This window comes from Micromonospora halotolerans (genome assembly GCF_032108445.1).
GTDB lineage: Bacteria > Actinomycetota > Actinomycetes > Mycobacteriales > Micromonosporaceae > Micromonospora > Micromonospora halotolerans.
The window spans coordinates 1349925-1371215 of sequence record NZ_CP134876.1; the positions used below are offsets into that span (position 1 = coordinate 1349925).

Annotated in this window: 19 protein-coding genes; 7 read left to right on the forward strand and 12 right to left on the reverse strand. The window is 73.1% G+C overall.

What is annotated here, in order from left to right:
• Positions 1–17: 17 nt before the first annotated feature.
• From RMN56_RS06180 to RMN56_RS06195, 4 genes are all read right to left on the reverse strand, one after another.
• The gene (locus RMN56_RS06180) at positions 18–791 is read right to left on the reverse strand and encodes a PPOX class F420-dependent oxidoreductase (RefSeq protein ID WP_313722873.1); all 774 of its coding nucleotides are present in this window, start codon (positions 789–791) and stop codon (positions 18–20) included.
• A 56-nt stretch (positions 792–847) separates the two neighbouring features.
• Positions 848–1219, reverse strand: coding sequence for a YciI family protein (locus tag RMN56_RS06185; protein WP_262281714.1), 372 nt, complete (start codon positions 1217–1219; stop codon positions 848–850).
• 1 nt (position 1220) lies between these two features.
• Positions 1221–1871: a DUF998 domain-containing protein gene (locus RMN56_RS06190; RefSeq protein ID WP_313722874.1), complete on the reverse strand. Its 651-nt coding sequence runs from the start codon at positions 1869–1871 to the stop codon at positions 1221–1223.
• A gap of 77 nt (positions 1872–1948) precedes the next feature.
• A complete protein-coding gene (locus RMN56_RS06195) occupies positions 1949–3196 on the reverse strand; it encodes an RNA polymerase sigma factor (RefSeq protein WP_313722875.1) in 1248 nt (415 codons plus the stop codon).
• Positions 3197–3353: 157 nt separating this feature from the next.
• Between RMN56_RS06195 and RMN56_RS06200 the strand changes: the two genes are divergently transcribed.
• The 3 genes from RMN56_RS06200 to RMN56_RS06210 are packed head-to-tail and all read left to right on the forward strand — an operon-like array spanning position 3354 to position 5463.
• Complete coding sequence (locus RMN56_RS06200; protein ID WP_313722876.1) at positions 3354–3722, forward strand: VOC family protein; 369 nt, start codon at positions 3354–3356, stop codon at positions 3720–3722.
• Between the two features lie 45 nt (positions 3723–3767).
• Complete coding sequence (locus tag RMN56_RS06205; RefSeq protein ID WP_313722877.1) at positions 3768–4703, forward strand: alpha/beta fold hydrolase; 936 nt, start codon at positions 3768–3770, stop codon at positions 4701–4703.
• Positions 4704–4728: 25 nt separating this feature from the next.
• Positions 4729–5463, forward strand: a complete 735-nt coding sequence (locus RMN56_RS06210; protein WP_313722878.1) for a YqjF family protein — start codon at positions 4729–4731, stop codon at positions 5461–5463.
• Between the two features lie 4 nt (positions 5464–5467).
• On the opposite strand, the gene yidD is transcribed toward RMN56_RS06210, so the two are convergent.
• Positions 5468–5830, reverse strand: a complete 363-nt coding sequence (gene yidD / locus RMN56_RS06215; protein WP_313722879.1) for a membrane protein insertion efficiency factor YidD — start codon at positions 5828–5830, stop codon at positions 5468–5470.
• Positions 5831–5956: 126 nt separating this feature from the next.
• Here yidD and RMN56_RS06220 point away from each other — a divergent pair, with 126 nt between their 5' ends.
• On the forward strand, positions 5957–6838 hold the full coding sequence (locus tag RMN56_RS06220; RefSeq protein WP_313722880.1) for an AraC family transcriptional regulator: 882 nt from the start codon (positions 5957–5959) through the stop codon (positions 6836–6838).
• Here RMN56_RS06220 and RMN56_RS06225 read toward each other — a convergent pair.
• The gene (locus tag RMN56_RS06225) at positions 6808–7977 is read right to left on the reverse strand and encodes an aminoglycoside phosphotransferase family protein (protein WP_313722881.1); all 1170 of its coding nucleotides are present in this window, start codon (positions 7975–7977) and stop codon (positions 6808–6810) included. The genes RMN56_RS06220 and RMN56_RS06225 overlap by 31 nt on opposite strands.
• A gap of 109 nt (positions 7978–8086) precedes the next feature.
• Here RMN56_RS06225 and RMN56_RS06230 point away from each other — a divergent pair, with 109 nt between their 5' ends.
• Positions 8087–8668, forward strand: a complete 582-nt coding sequence (locus RMN56_RS06230; protein WP_313722882.1) for a hypothetical protein — start codon at positions 8087–8089, stop codon at positions 8666–8668.
• Positions 8669–8695: 27 nt separating this feature from the next.
• Here RMN56_RS06230 and RMN56_RS06235 read toward each other — a convergent pair whose 3' ends face one another.
• From RMN56_RS06235 to RMN56_RS06245, 3 genes are all read right to left on the reverse strand, one after another.
• Positions 8696–9865 carry a hypothetical protein gene (locus RMN56_RS06235; RefSeq protein ID WP_313722883.1) on the reverse strand — a complete coding sequence of 390 codons (1170 nt, stop codon included), beginning with the start codon at positions 9863–9865 and terminating at the stop codon, positions 8696–8698.
• A 148-nt stretch (positions 9866–10013) separates the two neighbouring features.
• Entirely contained in the window at positions 10014–11114 is a 1101-nt protein-coding gene (locus tag RMN56_RS06240) for a hypothetical protein (RefSeq protein WP_313722884.1), read from the reverse strand.
• A 39-nt stretch (positions 11115–11153) separates the two neighbouring features.
• On the reverse strand, positions 11154–15806 hold the full coding sequence (locus RMN56_RS06245; RefSeq protein WP_313722885.1) for a DUF6531 domain-containing protein: 4653 nt from the start codon (positions 15804–15806) through the stop codon (positions 11154–11156).
• A gap of 361 nt (positions 15807–16167) precedes the next feature.
• Between RMN56_RS06245 and RMN56_RS06250 the strand changes: the two genes are divergently transcribed.
• Together RMN56_RS06250 and RMN56_RS06255 are read left to right on the forward strand one after the other, a co-directional pair.
• Positions 16168–17709, forward strand: a complete 1542-nt coding sequence (locus RMN56_RS06250) for a gluconokinase (RefSeq protein ID WP_313722886.1) — start codon at positions 16168–16170, stop codon at positions 17707–17709.
• Between the two features lie 46 nt (positions 17710–17755).
• A complete protein-coding gene (locus RMN56_RS06255) occupies positions 17756–19273 on the forward strand; it encodes a GntT/GntP/DsdX family permease (protein WP_313722887.1) in 1518 nt (505 codons plus the stop codon).
• A gap of 61 nt (positions 19274–19334) precedes the next feature.
• Here the strand turns inward: RMN56_RS06255 and RMN56_RS06260 are convergent, their stop codons facing one another.
• The 3 genes from RMN56_RS06260 to RMN56_RS06270 all read right to left on the reverse strand — a co-directional run bounded on the left by RMN56_RS06260 (position 19335) and on the right by RMN56_RS06270 (position 21217).
• Positions 19335–19619 (reverse strand): putative quinol monooxygenase, encoded by a 285-nt coding sequence (locus tag RMN56_RS06260; protein ID WP_313722888.1) that lies wholly within the window; start codon positions 19617–19619, stop codon positions 19335–19337.
• Positions 19620–19672: 53 nt separating this feature from the next.
• A complete protein-coding gene (locus RMN56_RS06265) occupies positions 19673–20431 on the reverse strand; it encodes a MerR family transcriptional regulator (protein ID WP_254332191.1) in 759 nt (252 codons plus the stop codon).
• Between the two features lie 153 nt (positions 20432–20584).
• Entirely contained in the window at positions 20585–21217 is a 633-nt protein-coding gene (locus RMN56_RS06270; protein WP_313722889.1) for a hypothetical protein, read from the reverse strand.
• Positions 21218–21291 lie beyond the last annotated feature (74 nt).

Sequence of the window (21291 nt, forward strand, 5' to 3'; positions counted from 1 at the left end):
ACCTCGCGTATATACCTTCAGCGTGCAGTCAGCTCGAAGTGCACGGTGCGGCCGGTCCGCGCCCGCCCGAACCGGTGCGTCAGCGGCACGAGCACGCCGTGCAGCAGCGGGTGCTTGCGGACCAGCGCACGGCTCGCCGCCCGGTACTCGGTCCCGCTCAACCGCCGCGCCACCGCCTCGACCGCCGCCCCGGTCGGCTTGCCCAGGGCCGTCGACGGTGCCAGCGTCACGTGCGGGTTGTTGCGGATCCGCCGGGTCTTCCACGCCTTCTCGAAGCTGCGCACGTACGCCCGCTCCCCCGCCACCGCCACGCTCACGGCCGTCGGCACGGCGGTCCCGTCCCGCTTGAACGTCGTGAGCACCACGGTCTTCTGCCGCACCAGCGGCGCCCAGCCGGGCGCCGGCGCGGGATCGACGTACCCGACCACCCAGCCGAGCTGCCGCAGCCGGGCGACCAGCGCGGCCAGCGCGAGGAGTGCCGACAGCAGGACCAGCCAGGTCTGGGCCGCGCTGCCGCCCAGGTCGGCGTCGACGATGTGCGACACGGTGTGTGCCGCCGCGCCGACGACGTAGCCGGCCAGCGCGACCGCCACGGCGTCGGCCCAGATGAGCGCCAGCAGCAGGGTCGCCCCGATGCCCAGCTGGAACGCCCCGACGTCGTGCACGAAGTGCTCGTGCGGCGGGAAATTCACCGCCGAGCTGAACGAATCCGCCCGGGTCAGCGCCCACACCCCGACGACCAGTGACGCCGCGCCGAGCAGGGCGGCCGTGCCACGTACCCATGCAGTCATGCCCGGGAGACGGCCGGGCGCCCGGCGGTGTGACCGCCGGGCGCCCGGATTCGCCGTCAGCCCTCGTGAGGTCCCTCACTGACCCGCCGCACGTCCACCTCGACGTCGATGCCGTGCTCGGTGAAGACGTCGACGAACCGCTTCGCCCACTCGACCGCCTCCTCCTTGGACCGGACCTCGACCAGCCCGAAGCCGGCGATCAGCTCCTTGGTCTCGGTGAACGGCCCGTCGGTGACGGTCTTCTTCCCCTTGGTCGCGGTGATCCGCGCGGACTCCTCGCTGCTCTTGCACAGCCCCTCGGCGGCCACCAGGATGCCGGCCTTCGCGACCTCCTCCATGTAGGCGCCCATCGACTTCATGAACTCCGGGGTCGGCTCGAAGTTGCCGGGGACGGCCTCGTCCAGCTTGTGCATCATCATGAATCGCATCTCAGTGCTTCCTCTCGGTGATCATGTGCAGGGAAACCGCGGTGAGCCAACCGAAGACCAGGGCCGAGCCGAGCACCATCCGGACGCTCATGCTGCTCTGATCGGGCCAGGCCATGACGGCGACCGTCGCCACGGCGACGAGGATCGACGACAGCGCGCCCACCCGCCCGAAGCGGCGGGCGAAGACCAGGCAGGCGACGGTGAGCGAGCCGAACGAGAGCATCGCCCCGACCCCGTGGCCGTAGGAGTGCCAGCTCATCGTCTCGGGGTTGCCCTCCGGCGCGCCGGCCGGCCAGCCCATGCTCGGGTCGGCGCGGAGCAACCCGGCGACGATCAGCCCGACGCCGAGCACCGCGACCAGCGCCGGCCCCCACGTCCCGGCGGGCCCGCCGCGCAGCGCCCGGCGGAAGCCGGCCGCCCCGGCGAGGGCCAGCAGCCCGGAGACGACGAAGTTGGCGATCTGGAGCCAGCCGTGCTCACCGAGGGCGAGCAGGCTGAGCGGCTGCCGGCTCAGGTCGAAGCCGTCGCGGGTGAACGCCTGGGCGAGGCCCAGGCCGAGGAACAGCGGCCCGGCCGCGGCGCCCGCGGCCAGCAGGGTGGTGGTCGAGACCCCCCGTGCGGTCCCGGCCCGGGTGAGCGTCGTACTGGTCATCTCGATCTCCTCGTCATCGGTTCTCACTGACGCGTCGATCGGGGCGACCGGGATCCGACATGAGCTTTCAAGATTTTTTACGAGCCGCAGGCGGCGGCCCGGTCGAGCAACAGAGCCCGCTCGCGGGCGTTGCCGGTGAGCGCGGCCGCCCGCTCGAACTCGGCCCGCGCCTCCGCGTGCCGGCCCAGCTTGAACAGCAGGTCGCCGACCACGCTGGGCAGCAGGTGGTAGCCGGCCAGCGCCGGCTCGGACTCCAGCTCCCGGGCCAGTTCCAGGCCGGCCGCGGGCCCGTCGGCCTGGGCGACGGCGACGGCCCGGTTCAGCTCCACCACGGGCGAGGGCACGAGCCGGGCCAGCTCCGCGTAGAGGGTGGCGATCCGCGCCCAGTCGGTCTCCTCCGGGGTACGCGCCCGCGCGTGGCAGGCGGCGATCTCGGCCTGGAGGGCGTACGGGCCGGGGTGGTCGGTGCGGGCCCGGTCGAGGGCGGCGAGGCCGCGCCGGATGAGCCACTGATCCCAGCGGCTGCGGTCCTGGTCGTTGAGGAGGATCGGCGTGCCGTCGGGGCCGGTGCGGGCGCGGGTGCGGGACGCCTGGATCTCCAGCAGCGCGGCGAGCCCGTGCACCTCGGGGTCGTCCGGCATGAGCCCCTGGAGCAGCCGGACCAGGCGCAGCGCCTCCTGGCAGAGGGTGGGGCGCATCCAGTCGTCGCCGGCGGTGGCCGAGTAGCCCTCGTTGAAGATGAGGTAGACGACCTCGAGGACCGAGTCGAGGCGGTCGGCCCGCTCGGCCGGGCCGGGCACCTCGAACGGGATCTTCGCGGCGGCGAGGGTCTGCTTGGCGCGGGTGATCCGCTGCCCGACGGTGGGTTCGGTGGTGAGGAAGGCGCGGGCGATCTCGCCGGTGGTGAGGCCGCCGACCAGCCGCAGGGTGAGCGCGGCGCGGGCGATCGGCGACAGGATCGGGTGGCAGGCCACGAAGATCAGCCGCAGCAGGTCGTCCTCGATGTGCTCGTCGAGGGCGGCGTCGAAGTCGGGGGTGACCTGCTCGTCGAGGTCGCGACCGAGTTCGGCGAGCGTGCGCTGCTGGGTCTGGGTGCGGCGCAGCATGTCGATGGCCCGGCGTTTGCCGACGGTGGTCAGCCAGGCTCCCGGGTTGGCCGGGACGCCGTCTCGTGGCCACTGCTCCAGCGCGGCGACGAGGGCGTCCTGGGCGAGCTCCTCGGCCAGGCCGACGTCGCGGACCAGGGCCGCGATGCCGGCCACGACCCGGGCGGACTCCATCCGCCACACCGCCTCGACGGTGCGCCGCGCGTCGGACTCCCCCATGGGCACATCACAGCAGGTCAGCCTGACGTTCCGCCAGCACCTGTGAGGCCAGGCACGATGGCCCGGTCGGGCCGCCGCCACCCTGGGTCCGGCCGGCGGGAAGTGTCATAGGCGGCTCGTAGCCTGGCGCGGTCATCGACGATCGCTGGGAGGCGACGTGCTCGACCATTTCTCCGTCATGGTGCGTGACCTGCTGGCCAGCGCGGCCTTCTACGACGCGGTGCTCGCCCCGCTGGGCGGTCGCCGGATCATGGAGCCGGGCCCGATCGGCTACGGGGTCGACAGTCCCGACTTCTGGCTGGTGCCCGCGCCCCCCGAGGCGGGCGCGCCGCTGGAGGCGCACATCGCCTTCACGGCCCCGGACCGGGCCGTCGTGCAGGCGTTCCACGACGCCGCGGTGGCGGCCGGCGCCGAGGTGCTGCACGCCCCGCGGGTGTGGCCGGAATACCACCCGACCTACTTCGGGGCGTTCGTCCGGGACCCGGACGGCAACAACGTCGAGGCGGTCTGCCACCGGCCGGAGTAGAGCCGACGCGACCGGGCGCCTCGGGTCGTTGCACCGGTGGGGTTCATGGCGGACCTGACCGGTGCGGTCCGGGCCGGGCCACCTGTGGGGCGCGAGGAGGCGGTTGCGGTGTTCGAGGGCTTCGCGGACCTGGACATCACCACCACCGGCACGACCATCCACGGACGCAAAGGTGGTGCTGGTCCGCCGGTGCTGCTGCTGCACGGCATGCCCGAGACGCACCTCATGTGGCACCGGGTGGCGCCGCGGCTCGCGGAGCGGTTCACCGTGGTCGCCACCGACCTGCGGGGCTTCGGCGACAGCGGCGCGCCGCCCAGCGCGCCGGACCACGCCCCGTACAGCATGCGGTCGGTGGCCGCCGAGCAGGTCGAGGTCATGCGCCTGCTGGGCTACGACCGGTTCGCCGTGGTGGGCCACGATCGGGGCGGGCGGTGCGCGTACCGGATGGCGCTGGACCATCCGGACGCGGTGAGCCGCCTCGCGGTGCTCGACATCGTGCCCACCGGCGACGCGTTCGACCGCGCCGACAGGGCCTTCAGCCTGGGCTTCTGGCTGTGGTCGTTCCTGGCCGCGCCCGAGCCGGTGCCGGAGCGGCTGGTCGCGCGGGCCCCGGAGGTCATCGTCGACCACATGCTCGACGACCTGTCGGAGGTGCCCGACGCCTTCCCCGCGGCGGTGCGGGCGGAATACGTGGCGAAGCTCGGCAGGCCGGAGGCGATCCACGCGATCTGCGAGCAGTACCGGGCCGCGGCGACCCTGGACTACGAGCACGACCGGGCCGACCGGGGCCGGCGGCGGATCGGCTGCCCGGTGCTGGCGCTCTGGGGGCACGCCGGCCCGGTGGCGACCTGGTACCAGCCCCTCGAGGTGTGGCGGGCCTGGGCGGATCAGGTCGAGGGCGGGCCGGTGGCGGCCGGGCACTTCCTGCCCGAGGAGGCGCCCGACGAGACACTGCGACACCTGCTGGCGTTCCTCGCCTGACGGTCGAAGACGGCACGATGGGTGGGTGGATATCGAGCCGGTCGACTGCGCGCCCGTCCGGGCGTTCCCGCGCGCCTGGCTGCGGCAGCGCTGGCGGGATCTCACCTTCCTGCACTGGGCGGTCGCGCCGGAGGTCGTCGCGCCGCTGCTGCCGGCCGGCACCCGCCCGGACACGCTCGACGGGGTCAGCTACGTCGGGCTGATCGGGTTCCGGATGGTCGGGCTCGGTCTCGGGCGGGGACCGGGCGTGCCGTACTTCGGCACGTTCTGGGAGACCAACGTCCGGCTGTATTCCGTCGACGGCACGGGGCGGCGCGCGGTCGTGTTCCGCTCGCTCGACGCGTCCCGGCTGGTGCCGGTGCTGGTCGCGCAGCTGAGCCTGCGGCTGCCGTACAAGTGGTCGGCCATGCGGCTGGAGCGGGACGGGGACCGCCTCACCTACCGCTGCCGGCGCCGCTGGCCCGGCCCGGCCGGGGCGTCGAGCCGGATGGCGGTCCGGGTCGGTGAGCCCATCGCCGACCCGACGCCGCTGGAGCACTTCCTCACCGCCCGCTGGGGCCTGCACACCCGGGCGTACGGGCGCACCGTGCACCTGCCGAACTGGCATCCCCGGTGGCCGTTGCACCGGGCCGAGCTGCTGCACCTGGACGACGAGCTGGTCACCGCCGCCGGGTTGCCGCCGCCGGCCGGGCCGCCGGTGAGCGTCCTCTACTCCCCCGGCATCCCGGTCGTGTTCGGCGGCCCGGCGCGACTGGGCTGAGGCGTCAGCGCAACGGGTCGTGGGTGCCGTGCGGGACGTCGGGCCGGCACCGGCGCACCCGCTCGGCGGCCAGTCGCCCACCCACCGCGAGGCCGTACCTCTCCACCGCCGCCAGGCCGTAGGCGCTGCACGTGGGGGTATAGCGGCACTGGGCGGGCCAGCGGTGCGACAGCCAACGCCGGTAGCCGAGGATGGCGGCGCGGCCGGCGCGGTCCACGGCGGGCCGGCGCACGACACCGGCGGCGACCGAGCCGAGGGTCAGCAGCAGCGAGAAGAGGCCGAGGTCGCAGCAGCCGGGGCCGTCACAGTCGGGCAGGTCGCAGTTGCACCAGTCCCGGTCCTTCTTCTTGTGGCGTCGCTTCCGCATGATCACGAGGCCATGATGCGACACCCGCGCCACCGGACGGCCAACCGATCGGATCGGGTTCGGTGGGGTCGGGTGGGGTGGATCGTGGATGCCTAGCGTCGATGGCGTCAACGGAAGGAGCACCGGGTGCTGGAGCGGCTGAACCAGGCCATGGACCATCTCGAACGCCACCTCGACCAACCGCTCGACGTGGCCGGGCTGGCCCGGATCGCCTGCACGTCGGAGCACCACTTCCGGCGGCTGTTCTCGGTCCTGGCCGGGATGCCGCTGTCGGAGTACGTGCGCCGTCGCCGGCTCACCGTGGCCGGGGCCGAGGTCCTCGCGGGCGAGACCTCGCTGCTCGACGTGGCGGTCCGCTGGGGGTACGGCTCGAACGAGGCGTTCGCCCGGGCGTTCCGCGCGGTGCACGGGGTCGGCCCGGCCGAGGCCCGGCGCACCGGGGCGGTGCTGCGGTCGCAGCCCCGGATGTCCTTCCGGCTCGTCATCGAAGGGAGCACCAGCATGGACTACCGGATCGTGACCAAGGACGCCTTCACCCTCGCCGGGGTGAAGGCCCGGGTGCCACTGGTCCACGAGGGGATGAACCCGCACATCGTGGCGTTCATCAAGGGCCTCGACCCGGCGGTGGTACGCCGCATCGAGGCGCTGTCCGACCAGGAGCCGGGCGGCATCGTCAACGTCAGCGACGACCTGGCCGGCTCCCGGGCCGAGGGCACCGAGTTGGACTACTGGCACGCGGTGGTGACCGGCGGGGACGTGCCGGCGGACCTCGACCGGCTGCCGGTGGCGGCGGGCTCGTGGGCGGTGTTCACCGTGTCGGGGGCGTTCCCGCAGGCGGTGCAGTACCTGTGGCGGGACGTGTTCACCCAGTGGTTCCCGTCCAACCCGTATGAGAGCCGCCCCGGGCCGGAGATCTCGAAGGTGCGGGTGTCGGCGGACGGGAAGACCGCCGACGCCGAGCTGTGGATCTCGGTGCGTCAGATCGCTGCGGCGGCCCGGGACAGGTAGGCCGGCACGTCGCCGCGGTGGTAGGGGTGCTCGCCCGGCTCGATGCCGGCGAGGAACATCGCGTACACGGCGGCCAGCCGCAGCTCGGCGACCGGGCGGAGCAGCTCGACGGCGCGCTCGGGGGCGCTGCCCGGCACGTCGGCCCGCCAGCGCGCCGCCCAGGCGTCGCGCAGCCGGCCGGCGACGGGCGGGTCGAGCGTCTCGGTGAGGCGCAGGATGTCGAAGGCGGGGTGGCCGACGAACGCGTCGCCCCAGTCGATGACGGTCCGCCGGAGGCCGTCGCCGCGCACGTTGCCGGGGTGCAGGTCGCCGTGGACGAGGGTGTCGGGCAGGCCGCAGTCGCGGACCTGGTCGAGCCGGTCGTCGAGGCCCGCCAGCAGGTCGGCGGCCACGGTCGGGTCGTGCGGGGCCAGCCGGTCGCGGATCCAGCGGGCCAGGGCCGGTCCGCGTCGATCGGGTACGCCGGCCGCGACCAGCGCGGCGGCCTCGCCGGCGGCGCGGAGCTGGACGGCGTGGTGCTCGGCGGCGACGGCGGCGCGTTCGGCCTCGTCGGCGCCGTAGCGGTCCTCGCCGGGCACGTGGTCGAGCAGCATCCGGCCCGTGCCGTCGGCGGCGAGCAGGGTGGGGGCGGTCGTGGGCGCGGCGGTGGCCAGCCAGCGCAGCACGGCCGCCTCGTGCCGGAAGAACGCGGGCACCTGCTTGAGCCAGGCGGTGCCGGCCGGCCCGTCGAGGCGCCAGATGGCCGACAGGTTCCAGGTGCGCTGCTGCGCCACGGCGGTCACCGGCCGGCCGAGCCGGCGCAGCTCCCTCGTGGCCCAGGCGACGCTGCGGGCCGGGCCGCCAGGCTCCGCGTACGGGGCGCGCAGCGGGTGCGGTGTGAGGTCCACCGGCGCCGGGGTCAGGGGTACGGCGGGCGGCTCGGTGACCTGGCCGAGGTAGGTGACGTGGCCGCCGGGCGGTGCGGGTCGGTCGCCGGTGAGCAGCCGCAGCACGGCCACGTCGACGCCGTACCGGCGGCGGGCCCCGTCGACGACCGAGCCGACCTCCTGCCACCACGGCTCCGGCACCTCGTACGGGGGCAGGGCGCCGAGCGGGCGGCCGTCGGCGTCGACCAGGACCAGGGTCACGGTGCGGGACACCCGCCGGACGCTAGCCGCGCACCCCTGAGGGGCGCGAACGGTTAATCCGGGGGCCGGGTGGGGGGTCAGCCCGGATGTCTCCGGCCGGACCCGGGACGAGGCTGAGGCCATGACCCTCACCGATTCCCGGACGCGTCCCGCGTACCCCTGGTTGCGGCCGGTGGCCGTGACCGCCTCGCTGCTGCTGCTCGCCTACGGTCTGCTCCGCCTGATCGACCGCCTGGACGGTCACAGCGACAAGGGCGCCTGGGCGTGGAACACCGGGCACACCCTGTTCCTGCTCGGCATCCTCGGGTTCGCCACGCTGATGGTCGGGCTGCACGGGGCGCTGCGTACCCGCTCGACCCGGCTGCGGGCGGTGGACGACGTGGCGGCGCTGGCCGGCCTGGTCGGGGCGGCCGCGTTCGTCTGGGTGATCCTCGGCGACCTGTTCCCGCGCTTCGCCGACGCGGTGGAGACGCCTGACCTGGTACTGCTGGGCGGGCCGGCGCTGTTCGAGGTGGGCATGCTGGTGCTGCTGTACCGGGCCGCCGCGGCGCGGCTGCTGCCGGTGTGGGCGCCGGTGCTGGTGCTGGTCGGGTTCATAGCGCTCTCCGTGAACCTGGACCTGCTGCCGGTCGGCGCGGCCCTGGTCCTCGCCGGTCTGCTCCCGCTGCGTCCGACGGCCCGCTCGCCGCGCCTGGCCGGATAGGGCCGGGTCGGCCGGACCCGCCGGCGGTCAGGTCCAGAAGGTCCGGTGGTAGCCCTCGTTGTCGACGCACGAGTCGCGCCGCCCCCCGGTCAGGCTGACGGTGCCGTCGCGGCACTGCACCAGCCAGCCGCGGCCGGACCAGAAGCCGGGCACGCAGTCGAACCAGTCGCAGACGCCCCGGGCCGGCTTGCGGATCCGCGTTCCGCCGCAGAAGTCGTACCCGTAGGGGTTCGCCGGGGCGCCGCAGCGGCGCTCGGCGGCCCCTTGCGACGGGGTGCTCCGGGACGGCGCGGAGGCCGGCGCGGGCCGGGTGCGCTGCGGCCTCGGGTCGGGCTTGACCTGCACGGCGGGGGCGACCGGCGGGGGCGCGGCGGTGGCGGTGGCGGTGGACTCCGGGGTGGCCGCGGCGGCCACGTCGGACCCGGGGCGCACCGGCGGGTCGGACTCGAACAGCATCGCCGGCACGATCAGGGCGACGGCCGCGCCGACCGCGACGGTCCGCCGGCCGCCGGGGAGCAGCGTGGAGACGCGGGCCTGGGCCGGGGTGAGCACGGCCGGCCGGGCCGGCCGCAGCGCCTCGTGCTCCGCGATCAGCTCGTCGAGTTGGGCGACGACCGCGGCGCGCTGCTCGATCGCGTCGGCGAAGGCCAGGGTGAGCTTGAACCGGAAGTCGGCCACCGCGCCGGTGGGCAGCAGCAGACCGGAGGTACGCCGCCGGTCGAGCACCTGGATCAGCGTGACCGGCGCCCCCGGGTCGTGGGACAGCCCGGTCATCCGCCCGTACGTCCAGTCGCGCCGGCCCCGACCGCCGAGCAGGACGAGGCGCCGGTTGGTGAGCACGGCGAGGCCGGCGTCGGTGACCTTGACCCCTTCGGGGCGGCGCGGGCGCAGCACCGGCGGTTCCGGGTCGACGGTCAGCTCGGGGGCCGGCAGCACGGCGGTGTGTCGCACCTCGACGAGTTGCGCGGCCGGCAGCGTCCAGAAGACCACCTCGCCGGGGCCCAGCTCCATGGGCAGGCCGGCGCCGGCCTCGGCCGAGCCGTGGAAGGACCCGGCGAGGGTACGCAGCCGGCGCAGCTCGTCGTCGCGGCGCCGCCACGCCTCGTCGGCCAGGCGGAAGGTCCGCTGCCGCCGCTCGTTCTGCCGGTGCGCCCACCGGTAGCGCCATGTGGAACCCGTCGAATCAGTCATCGCCACGCCGACTCCTCCGCCGCGCGAGCCCACCAATCGGGGTGTCATTCATGTCAACGGCGGCGCGGGGGTGGCAAGACACGCGCAAGTTGCGAATCCAACCGATCGGGTGATTGACCCATACCATCGGCGGAGGTGAGGCGTCGATCCCCGCTCAGCGACGCATCCGGGCGGCCATCATGCCGCCTGCCTGGCCCTGGTCGACCAGGCAGGCGGCCAGCAGGTCGCGCGCACGGCGGCGGACCGCGGCGGCGTCCGGATGCCCGGGCAGCCACTGCTCCGGCTCACCGACCGTCAGCTCGACACGAGCGCCAGGCAGCGGCACCGCCCCAGGCGGCGGGCCGCCGAGGCGTTCCAGGTGGCCGGCCGAGAGAATCTGGTACCACATCGCCTCCGGCACCAGCACGTCGGCGAGCACCGCCACGTCGGGTGGCGGCGCCTGGCCGGGCTCCACCTGCGGGGCCCAGCCGTGGGCGAGCAGCCGACGCGCGTCGGGTTCGGCCGCCACCCCGGCCCAGACGACCGCGTCGGCGTGTGCCCTCAGCAGTGTCCGCAGCTCGCGCATGTTCTCCGGGGTGGCCGGCGCCAGCGTGAGCGCCGCAGCACGCGCCGCGTCACGCATGGACGTTCCGACGCTCGCCGCCGCGACCGGAGCACCGTCGGCGATCAGGCTCACGGTGGTGGCCTGGCCGGGGGTGGCGAGCGCGCTGCGGGCCACTCCCGACGCCGTCTCGGCCGGTAGGGCGGTCTCCACCCCGAACACGACGAGGCTGAGCTGGCCGACGCCGCGCCCGACGACCCAGTCGGCGGCGATGTCGAGCAACGCCACCGGCGGCCCGGCCGGCGCGTCGCCGAACGGTGCCGCCACCGGCCCGCGCAGGTAGGCCCGGACGGCCGGGGCGAGCCCTGGACGGTTGTCCAGGTCGCCGGGGTGGGCGACGCCGACCTCGGCGTCACCCACCCCGGCGCGTCGCAGTTCGGCGACGAGCAGGTCGGGTACGGCCAGCACCTGCTCGTCGGGCAGTGAACCGAAGTCCACCGCGAGGAGTTGCCGGCCCGGCAGGGGCACCGGTGGGGGGAGGAAGGCGACGCGCTCCGCGCCACCGTCCACCCCCGGCGCCTCCAGCCTCAGCAGGGCGTCCCGGACGGCGGCCATCGCGGCGGGGAGCCGGCCGTCGCCGGACCGCACCTCGAGCAGCAGGCTCTGCGACACGCGCAACTCCTGGTGCACCTCGGGTAGGACGACGACGGCCATCACGTGCTCCCTTGTCTTGCCTGCTGTCTCAACCGGTGGTCACGGGACCACGGGCACCCGCGGGATGATCGGGATGATCGGGATGCAGAGGGTACAGGTGTTGTGGGCCTCATCCTCCATGTCCCGGTTGCGCTGTGCCCGTGTCCGGGCGGCCACGGGAGCCTTGTCCTCCTTGGCGAAGTAGACGTGCCCGGGCATGTCCCCCCAGACGATGACCTCGTCGCCACCGAAGATGTCGTCCCAGAAGCTCTCCTGGACCAGGAAGGAGTTCGCCCAGCCTTGCAACTCGGTGCCCTTCACGAAAGCCACCTGGTAGTGGAAGATGGCCGCGAAGATGTAGCCGTCGAGCTGCCCCTCCACCTGGCTACGGTGGGCGTAGTCCTTGACCTCGAAGATGTTGGTCTCGTCGGTCACGATGTCGACCTTCAGGCGGTCACCGTCGAACGAGGGAGAGAACAGCGGCGGGTAGTCGTCGTTCAGCCGCGGTGGCTTGACCTCCCAGTCGACGTCGTAGCTGACCGTCGTGCCGAAGCCGAACTGGTCGTCCCACAACCGCTGGAAGAAGCCCTCCCGGCGCTTGTTCAGCTCGTTGATGGTGAACGCCTGCGCCGCCTTCTCCCGCTCAGCCCGGGGCTCCTTGTTCCACAGCATGTTCAAGCAGTGTTGCCGGGCGTCCAGACAGTCCTGGGTGATGTTGCCCCGGGTGCTGAGCATGTGGCCCTGGAAGCACTTGTTGTGCGCCTGGATCGAGTCGTTGGGCGGCGGGCAGTTCTCCCCGATGGCTTGAAGCACGGCGTTGAAGACCGCGCCGAACCCGGTCCAGATGGAGAACTGGCCGCTCGGGTCGGCGAAGTCCAGCGGGCCGTTGTTGGCGTAGGCGTACGGGCTGGTGGTGTCGGTCTGGCCGACCATGGTGGTCAGCGGGTCCCGGCTCGTGAACCGACCGATGCTGGCGTCGTAGACCCGGGCCCGCAGGTGCACCAGGGAACCGATGCCCGTCTCACCGCGGTAGGCCAGCTCACCCCGGTAACCGAACGCCGGGTTCGACAGGTTCGGCAGGCCCGCGGTGATCGGGGCGCCGAACACGTCGTAGCTCTGCGCCTGTGCCCACTGGTCGGTCGCCGAGGTGCGGATCGTCGACCCGTAGGCGTCCCGGGCGAAGGTCGCCGAGCCGCTCGCGGTGTCGGCGAACACGCGGCCGTAGCCGTACACGAAGTTCGCGGCCCCCTCCCCTGACTGGGTGAGCAGCTGCGGCAGCAGACCGTCACCTCCGCTCCACCGGTAGGAGACGGTGCTGGTCTGCGGCGGGTTGCCCGTCGGCTGGCGGCTGGTCACCACCTGCGTCGGCAGGCCGTCTCCGTCGTAGCCGACCGTGTTGGTCTGCGTCACGCCGCCACCGGACTCAGTGAACGTCTTCGGCAGGCCGAACGAGTCGTAAGCGATGGTCAGAAGGTCGTTCGGGTCGTTGCGCTCCAGGAGCCGGCCGGCCCCGTCGTAGCGGTACGCGACGTGCTTGTCGCCGGTGTCGGCCGCGGTGAGCTGGTCGGCGGCGTCGTAGGTGAGCTGGGTGGCCACCCCGCCCCGGGTGATGCTGGTGCGGTTGCCCACCGCGTCGTAGGTGGACGAGATCGTGCCACCAGGCTCGCCGGTGGCCGACAGCAGTTGCCCCGCCGCGTCATAGGTGTAGTTGGCCCGCTTGCCGGGCGTGGGCTCGATGTGCTGCACGACCCGGCCGTCCGCGTTGCGGTTGAGTGTGGTGTCGAAGGCTGGCGCCCCGTTACGGACCTCCGTGTAGCCGGCCAGGAGACCGCCGTCGTAGCGGTAGGTACGCGACCACGAGCCCGGCAGCTTCTCGGCCACCGGCCGCCCGTCGGCGTCGAGCTGGTAAGACACGTCCCCGGCCCGCGGATCCGACACGCCGGTCAGCCAGCCGTTCGCGTTGTAGCCGTAGGAGACCGTCAGCCCGTCCGGGTAGGTCAGAGCGGTGCGCCGTCCCGCGGCATCGTACTTAGCGGACACCACCGAGTCGTCCGGTCGGGTGGTGGTGAGCAGGCGGCCCACCTTGTCATAGGCGTAGCGGGTGGTGCCGGCGCTGTCGGTCATGGCGGTCCGGCGGCCGACGGCGTCGTAGCCGAAGGTGATCGTCGAACCGTCCGCCGCGGTCCGCTTGGTCAGCCGGCCGCCCTTGTCGTACTCCATCCGCAGCGTGCGCCCGGAGGGGTCGGTGAGCGAGGTGCGGTTGCCGGCCGCGTCCCAGGTCTGCTTCGTGACCCGCCCCAGCGGGTCGGTGACCTCGGTCTGCCGGCCGCCGGCGTCGTACGCGTAGCGCGTGACCGCCTTCTTGGCGTCGGTCATGGTCACCAGGTTGCCGGCCTTGTCGTACGTGTAGCGGGTGACACCGCCATTGGGGTCGGTGACCGCCGTGAGCTGCCCGGCGGCGTCGTACTCCATCAGGCGTACCCCACCGCCCGGGCTGGTCCGCTTGGTTTCCCGGCCCTGCGCGTCGTACTCGTGCCGGGTGATGCCGCCGCGCGGGTCGATGACCCGGACCGGCTGGTTGCCGGTGGCGTACTCGTAGCGGGTCACCAGGCCCGCCGGGGTGGTCTCGGAAACCTTGCGGCCGTCGGAGTCGTAGGCGTACACGAAAGCGCCGCCCGCGGGCAGGATCTTCTTCACCATCCGCCCGGCGGCGTCGTACTCATAACGGATGGCGTTGCCGAGCGGGTCGATGACGGCGACCAAGCGGCCGGCGCCGTCGTACTCGTACTTGGTGACCGCGCCCATCGCGTCCTTCGTGGACACGACGCGACCGGTCGGGTCGTAACTGGTGCTGGTCTCCGCCTCAGTCGCGTCCACCGTCGAGATCGGTCGATCCAGCAGGTCGTAGCCGTACCGCGTGACGTTGCCCGCCGCGTCGGTCATGCTGGTCACGTTGCCCCGCTCGTCGTAGCCGGTCACCTCGGACCCGGCGCCGTCGACGACCTCCGTCGGCCGCCCGTCGGAGTCGTACGTGTAGCGCACCACGGTGCCGTTGGGATCAGTGATCGTGCTGGTCCGACCGAGCCCGTCGTAGGTGTAGCGGCTGATCCCGCCGAGCGCGTCGGTGATCGTGCTGATCTGCCCGTCGCCACCGTAGGCGTAGGTGAGGACACGGCCGAGCGGGTCGGTGACGGTGGTCAGTCGGCCGGAGCTGTCGTATCCGTTTGTCGTTGTCGCGCCGTTCGGGGCGACGGTGGCCAGCAGCAGGCCGGAGGCGGTGTACCGGTAGCGGGTGACCGCCCCGGCGGCGTCGGTGCTGCTGGACAGCCGGCCGGCGTCGTCGTAGCCGTACTGCTGGACCTTCCCCGAGGGGCTTGTCACCGACGCACGTCGGCCCGCCGCGTCGTAGCCGTAGGTGAGCTTCCGGTTGGTCGGGTCGGTGATGCTGACCAGCCGCCGACCCGCGTCGTACCCGTAGGCGGTCTTCGCACCTGCCGGGTCGACGACCTCCGTCACCAGCCCATCGACCACGGTGCGGCGGGTGATCCGGTCGGCGGCGTCGGTCACCGTCGACGGCACCCGGCTGTCGCCGGTGTAGCCGTAGCGGGTGACGGCGCCCGCGGCGTCGGTCACGTTGGTCAGGCGGTCCTGTGCGTCGTACCCGTACGCGGTGGTGGCGGTGCCGAGCGCACGGCTGGTGAGGTTGCCGTGGGCGTCGTAGGCGAAGGTCGTCCGGGTCCCGCCCCGGGCGCTGTTCTCGACGAGGCGTCCGTTGGAGTCGAACGTTTGGCTGATCGACTTGCCGGCCGGGTCCGTGGCGCCGACCAGCCGGCCGGCGCGGTCGTGCCGGTAGGTGGCCGCGGCCCCGCCCGGCTGCAGGGTGGCCGTGGTCACCCCGGTGGCCTCATCGTAGGCGACGTCCTCGGCGCCACCTGACGCGAACTTCTGATGCACGACCCGCCCGTCCGGGTCGTAGGTGTTCTCGAGGACGGTGCGACCCTCCGGGTCCACGATGGCGGCCAGCAGGCCCCCACCGGTGCTGGTGTAGCGGGTGACGGCGCCACCCGGCACGGTCACCGCGGACAGCGCGCCATCGGTGTACGCGTAGGTGACCACCCGCCCGTCGCCGGCTTCCGCCCGGGTGACGTGGCCGGACGCGTCGTATCCGAGGGCGAGGACGGCGCCGGCCGAGTGCGTGGCTCGACTCAGCCGGCCGGCATCGTCGTAGCTGAGGTTGACCCGCTCCCCCTCCCCGGTGAGGCTGGTGGCACGACCTGACGCGTCGAAGGTGATCGCTGCGCCAGCCCGGTACCGCAGGGTGAAGGTGCCGTCGTCGGCACGGGTGAGCTCGGCTTCGATGTCCTGGGGGCGCTGGTAGCCGCCGGCGTCGCCGGGCGGGAAGGTCAGCACCCGGCCGTCGGCGTCGTGGAAGGCGACCGCGCCATCGTCGCCGACCACGAGCCGGGTGGTCAGCGTGGTGGTCCAGCCCTTGCCGAACGGCCCGTCGTGGGGATTCTGCGAGTTGTAGCTCCGCGCCCAGCTCAGCAGCCCGGCGGAGAAATCCAGGTCGACCGCGGCGTGGGTGAAGTTGCCCGTGGCCGTGTTCACGCCCTGGCCGGTGAAGCCGTAGCCCGAGTGCTGTCCGAGCAGCTCCGACATCGGCCGCGTGACGTAGTCGTCTTCCGCGGCGATCGCCGGCAGCGCGGACGCCACAAGCGTGACGGCCGTCGCCGCTGCCAGAACTGGCAGCCGCCACCGGCCGATTCCTGTTTCGTGTCTCATCGGCACCCCCGTTTCGATGTAGATCGATCGAGGGAACGATATTGTCCGACGTCTCTGCCCTACCGTCCCATTCAATCAATCAGGCTCGATATATTGGCCTGGCCTGCGGGAACGGTTTGACGAGTGGAGAATCACACGGCCGTCGCGTAACGTTCACCGACTCCGGAGCGCTTTTTGCCAATCCACCGTCGGCGATGGCCAACCTTCCGCCCCGCTTCGCCATGCGGCGGAATCAGCCCCTCGGTAACGTGAGCCGCAGGGGGTACGCCGTCGACGCCGAGGAGGTGGGCCGGTGGTCGAGCCGACCGTCGTCGTGGGGGTGGACATCGGCACCACCAGCACCAAGGCGGTCGCGTACGACACCGGTGGCCGGCAGCTCGCCACCCACTCGATCGGCTACCCCCTGGAGGAGCCGCGACCCGGGTACGCCGAGCAGGACCCGGTACGGATCTTCGACGCGGTGGTCGGGGCGATCCGCGCCGTGGCCGAAGAGCTGCGCCGGCCGGTCGCCGGCCTGTCGTTCAGCACCGCGATGCACAGCCTGATCGGGCTCGACGCCGACGGCACCCCGCTCACCCCGTCGGTGACCTGGGCCGACTCCCGGGCCAGCGCGCAGGCCGAGCGGCTGCGCGCCGTGCCGTCCGGGCTGGCCATCCACCGGCGTACCGGCACCCCGGTGCACCCGATGGCGCCGCTGCCCAAGCTGGTCTGGTTCGCCGAGCAGCAACCGACGCTGCACGCGCGGGTGGCGCACTGGGTGGGCATCAAGGACTACGTGCTGCTGCGGCTGACCGGGGCGCTGGTCACCGACCACTCGGTGGCCTCCGCCACCGGGCTGATGGACATCTACCGGCTGGCCTGGGACGCCGAGGCGCTCCGCATCGCCAGCATCACCGAGGAGCAGCTTCCGCAGCTCGTTCCCACCACCCACGTGCTGCCCGGCCTGGCCGCCGGCGCGGCCCGGGCCACCGGCCTGCCCGCGGACACCCCGCTCGTGGTGGGCGCCGGCGACGGGCCGCTGGCGAACCTGGGGCTCGGCGCGGTGCACCCCGGCGAGGTGGCCTGCTCGATCGGCACCAGCGGGGCCATGCGGGTGATGGTGGAGCGCCCCGGGGTCGACCCGCTCGGCGGCGTCTTCTGCTACGCCCTGACCGAGCACCGCTGGGTGGTCGGCGGCGCGATCAACAACGGCGGGATCGTCCTCCAGTGGGCCAACGAGGCGCTCGCCCCCGAGCTGGGCGAGCACGCCGAGGAGGAACTGCTCGACCTGGCCGCCCAGGCGCCGGTCGGCTCCGGTGGGCTGATCATGCTGCCGTACCTGCTCAGTGAGCGGGCGCCGCACTGGAGCGCGCTGCCCCGCGGCGCGTACGTCGGGCTGACCCACGGGCACGGCCGGGCGCACCTCGTGCGGGCCGCGCTGGAGGGGGTTTGCCAGCAGCTCGCCCTGGTGCTCGCCTCGGTGCGGGCGGCCGGCAACGAGGTACGCGAGATCCGCGCCAGCGGCGGTTTCGCCCGCAGCCCGCTGTGGCGGCAGATCCTCGCCGACGCGCTCGGCATGCCGGTGCGCTTCCCGGTCGGGCACGAGGGCTCCAGCTTCGGCGCCGCCCTGCTCGGCATGCAGGCGCTCGGCCTGATCGAGTCGATCGAGGTCGCCGCCGACCTGGTCCGGATCGAGGAGACGGTCCGCCCGAATCCCGCCTCCGCCGCCACGTACGCGGCCCTGCTACCGCTCTTCTCCGAGCTCTACGACGCGCTCGTCCCGACGTTCGCGTCGCTGCGGCGGCTGGCCCCGAGCCTGCCGCCGGAGCCACCACCCACCGCTCCTCCCCAGTGATCGCCCGTCCCGGAGGCACGGACGACTACCGAAGGTCGTGATTGCCGTGGTCACACTGCTCGCCGCACCGGCGGAACCCCTCACGAACGCCGGTGACACCCAGCTCGTCATCGCCGCCCTGCTCGGCATCGCCGCGGTGGTGGTGCTCATCGCCTGGGGCAAGGTGCACCCGTTCCTGGCGCTGATCCTCGGCGCGGCCGTGCTCGGCGTGGTCGCCGGGGTCAGCGCCGACAAGATCGTCACCTCGTTCAGCGGCGGGGTGGGCTCCACGGTCGGCGGCGTCGGCCTGCTCATCGCGCTCGGCGCGATGATCGGCGGGATGCTCGCCGAGTCCGGCGGCGCGGACAGCATCGTCGAACGGGTGGTCGGCCGGGTCTCCGGCGGCGCGCTGCCGTGGGCCATGGCCGGGGTGGCCGCGCTGATCGGGCTCCCGCTCTTCTTCGAGGTCGGCGTGGTGCTGCTCGTGCCGATCGTGCTGCTGGTCTCCCGCCGGGTCGACGTGCCACTGATCAAGATCGGCATTCCGGCGCTGGCCGGCCTGTCGGTGCTGCACGGCCTCGTGCCGCCGCACCCGGGCCCGCTGGTCGCGATCGACGCGCTCGGCGCCAACCTCGGCCAGACCCTGGCCCTGGGCCTGCTGGTGGCGATCCCCACCGTGATCATCGCCGGGCCGGTCTTCGGCAACTTCATCGCCCGCTACGTGCCGGCCACCGCCCCGGAGGCGCTGCTGCCCACCCGGCAGCCGCTCGCCGCCGGCGGGGACCGGCGGCCGACCCGCCCCGGCGAGGGCCGGCTCGACGCCGACGGCGACCTGGTCACCGAGGACGACCTGGTCAACCCGGGCACCGGCCGCCCCGGCGCGCCGATCGACGAGCCGGTGGGCCGGCGCTCCCGCCGCGAGCCGGCGCTCTGGGCCGCCGTGGTCACCGTGCTGCTGCCCGTGGTGCTGATGCTGCTGCGGGCGATCGGCGAACTGACCCTCGACGAGGACACCGGCGGCCGGAAGGCGCTGGACATCATCGGCACCCCGATCGTCGCGCTGCTGGCCGGCGTCATCTTCGCGATGATCTTCCTGGGCTACCGGACCGGGTTCAGTCGCGGGCAGGTCTCCGGATTCCTCGGCGGCTCGCTGCCGGCGATCGCCGGCATCCTGCTGATCGTCGCCGCCGGCGGCGGGTTCAAGCAGGTCCTGGTCGACGCCGGGGTGGGCAACCTGGTCGCGGACGCCGCCAAGGGCGCGAACATCTCCCCGCTGCTGCTCGGCTGGCTGGTCGCGGTCGGCATCCGGATCGCCACCGGCTCGGCGACCGTCGCCACGATCACCGCCGCCGGCATCGTCGCGCCGCTCGCGGCGACCCTGAACCAGCCGGAGGTTGCGCTGCTGGCCCTGGCCATCGGCTGCGGGTCGCTGTTCTTCTCACACGTCAACGACGCCGGCTTCTGGCTGGTGAAGGAGTACTTCGGGTTGACCGTCGGCCAGACCATCAAGACCTGGTCGGTGATGGAGACGATCATCTCGGTGGTCGGCTTCGCCGGTGTGCTCCTGCTCGACCTGGTGCTCTAGCGGGCGTCGCGCGGGCGCCCGGCCGGACCGGTCGGGCGCCGGTCCGTCCGAGCCGAGCGGGTCACGGCGCCTCGACGCCGGAGATGCGGAACTTGTGCACCTCCGCGCCGAGGATCATCGCCGCCTGCTCCCCGTCCGGGCCGGAGCCGCGGAAGTCGAGCAATTGCTCGTCGGACTCCCACCGCTCGTAGACGTTGATCCGGCCCGGCTCGACCAGGTCCGCGCTGACCGCGAAGTCCACGCAACCCGGCGCCGAGCGGGCCGCCCGGACGGCCTCCGCGCAGGAGGCCAGGTAGGCGTCCCGCTGGGCCGGGTCGACGTAGAGGGTGCCGGCAACGATGAGCACGCGTGACCTCCTGGAGGGTGAACCGTCCGGCCCATCCTGGCACCCGCAGCGGATCAGGCCCGGCTGATCGCGTTGGCGTGGATCGCCTCGTTCAGGTACGCGGCCATCCCGGGCCGGATCGTCTCGAAGTACTCCGTGAACCGCGGGTCGGCCACGTACATGTCGGCCAGCCCGGTGTGGATCTCGTAGGAGCAGTCGTACCACCAGTGGGTGATGAGCTGGCGGTGTTCCTCGGCCAGTGCCATCGCCTCCGGGCCGTCGGCCGGCGCGCCCGAGTCCATGAGCGCGGCGAACCGCCGCCCCCAGTCCTCGTTCTGGGCCTTGTTGCGCAGCCAGTCCTCCTTCGAGTAGCGGCTGGCCCGCTCCTGCGACTGCCGGTACGCCTCGGTGTCCCCCCAGCGCCGCTCGACCTCGTCGGCGTGCTCGTCCGGGTCGAAGTCCCCGAACACCTCGAACCGCTCCTCCGGCGTCAATCGGATCTCCAACTTCCTCGCCTCCATCGCGCGTTCGATCGCCGCGACCATCTCCTGGAGCTTGCCGATCCGCCCGGACAGCAGCTCGTGCTGCCGGCGCAGGTGCGCCGCCGGGTCGGCCGCCGGGTCGTCCAGAATCTCGGCGATCTCGTCCAGCGGGAACCCCAGCTCCCGGTAGTAGCGGATGAGCTGCAGGCGGTCCAGGTCGCGGTCGTCGTAGCGGCGGTAGCCCGCCGACGTGCGCCCGCTCGGCCGCAGCAGCCCGATCTCGTCGTAGTGGTGCAGCGTCCGGACCGTCACCCGGGCGGCCCGCGCCACCTGACCCACCGTGTACGCCATGGGTTCCCTCCCTTCCGCGACCAAGGCTCCCGCCTCCCGTTGCGTGAGGGTCAAGCCCGATTCTGCGGCCCGCGCGGCCCGCCCGGCTGGAAACGGCGATCGCCCCCGGCCTCCCCGGGGGGTACGGGAGGCCGGGGGCGATCGTGGACCGGGTCAGGTGGTGATCCGCTCCCGCTCCGGGGCGGCGAAGGTCTCGCTGACCGGGGTGCGGAAGGCGTGCACCAGGCCGGCGATCGAGAGCAGCAGGAGCAGCGCCGCGCCGAGGTACATGGCCAGGGCGCCCTGCCCGGCCTTGCGGCCGAACTCGCTGAACCCGTACGAGGTGAGCAGCAGGCCGCGCAGCGTCTCGCCCTTGAACACGGTCTCCCGCTGGGCGGTGACGTCGGCGAGCTGCTTCTGCAGGTCGGGCAGGTTGGCGGCCTTGGCCTGCTCGGCCTGGGTAACCTGCTCGCGCAGCGCGGTCTGCGGCGCGCCCAGGTCGGCGTACGTCTTCCCGCCGCCGATCGACTGCAGGTGCAGGCCGATGTACTCGTTGGCGTAGCACTCGGCCTGCTTGCCGCTGGTGAGCGCCTGGCCGGCGTACTCGCGCAGGCACCCCGACTTCTTCTCCTCGTCGCTCAGCTTGTCGGCCGGCGTGAAACTGATGTGCTGGGCGGCGAGCTGGTCGTGCACGTAGTGGTTGGCGAAGTTGGCGTTCGTCGTCAGGACGACGCCGACGACGAGCAGCAGGACCGCGAGGCCCAGCCCACCGATGCTGAACAACAGGTCGAGCGTCCGTCGCTTCATGTCTGGCTCCCGTATGGATGGTGTCTCTTCGTTGTGTGCGACACCATCGTGGCGGTGGGCGGGGCACCGCCGGC

Bases quoted from the DNA above. Each gene is read 5' to 3' on its own strand.
- RMN56_RS06270 (WP_313722889.1), bottom strand. From the start codon at position 21,217: ATGAAGCGACGGACGCTCGACCTGTTGTTCAGCATCGGTGGGCTGGGC.
- RMN56_RS06230 (WP_313722882.1), top strand. From the start codon at position 8,087: ATGACCCTCACCGATTCCCGGACGCGTCCCGCGTACCCCTGGTTGCGG.
- RMN56_RS06240 (WP_313722884.1), bottom strand. From the start codon at position 11,114: ATGGCCGTCGTCGTCCTACCCGAGGTGCACCAGGAGTTGCGCGTGTCG.
- RMN56_RS06180 (WP_313722873.1), bottom strand. From the start codon at position 791: ATGACTGCATGGGTACGTGGCACGGCCGCCCTGCTCGGCGCGGCGTCA.
- RMN56_RS06190 (WP_313722874.1), bottom strand. From the start codon at position 1,871: ATGACCAGTACGACGCTCACCCGGGCCGGGACCGCACGGGGGGTCTCG.
- yidD (WP_313722879.1), bottom strand. From the start codon at position 5,830: ATGCGGAAGCGACGCCACAAGAAGAAGGACCGGGACTGGTGCAACTGC.
- RMN56_RS06195 (WP_313722875.1), bottom strand. From the start codon at position 3,196: ATGGGGGAGTCCGACGCGCGGCGCACCGTCGAGGCGGTGTGGCGGATG.
- RMN56_RS06185 (WP_262281714.1), bottom strand. From the start codon at position 1,219: ATGCGATTCATGATGATGCACAAGCTGGACGAGGCCGTCCCCGGCAAC.
- RMN56_RS06205 (WP_313722877.1), top strand. From the start codon at position 3,768: ATGGCGGACCTGACCGGTGCGGTCCGGGCCGGGCCACCTGTGGGGCGC.
- RMN56_RS06265 (WP_254332191.1), bottom strand. From the start codon at position 20,431: ATGGCGTACACGGTGGGTCAGGTGGCGCGGGCCGCCCGGGTGACGGTC.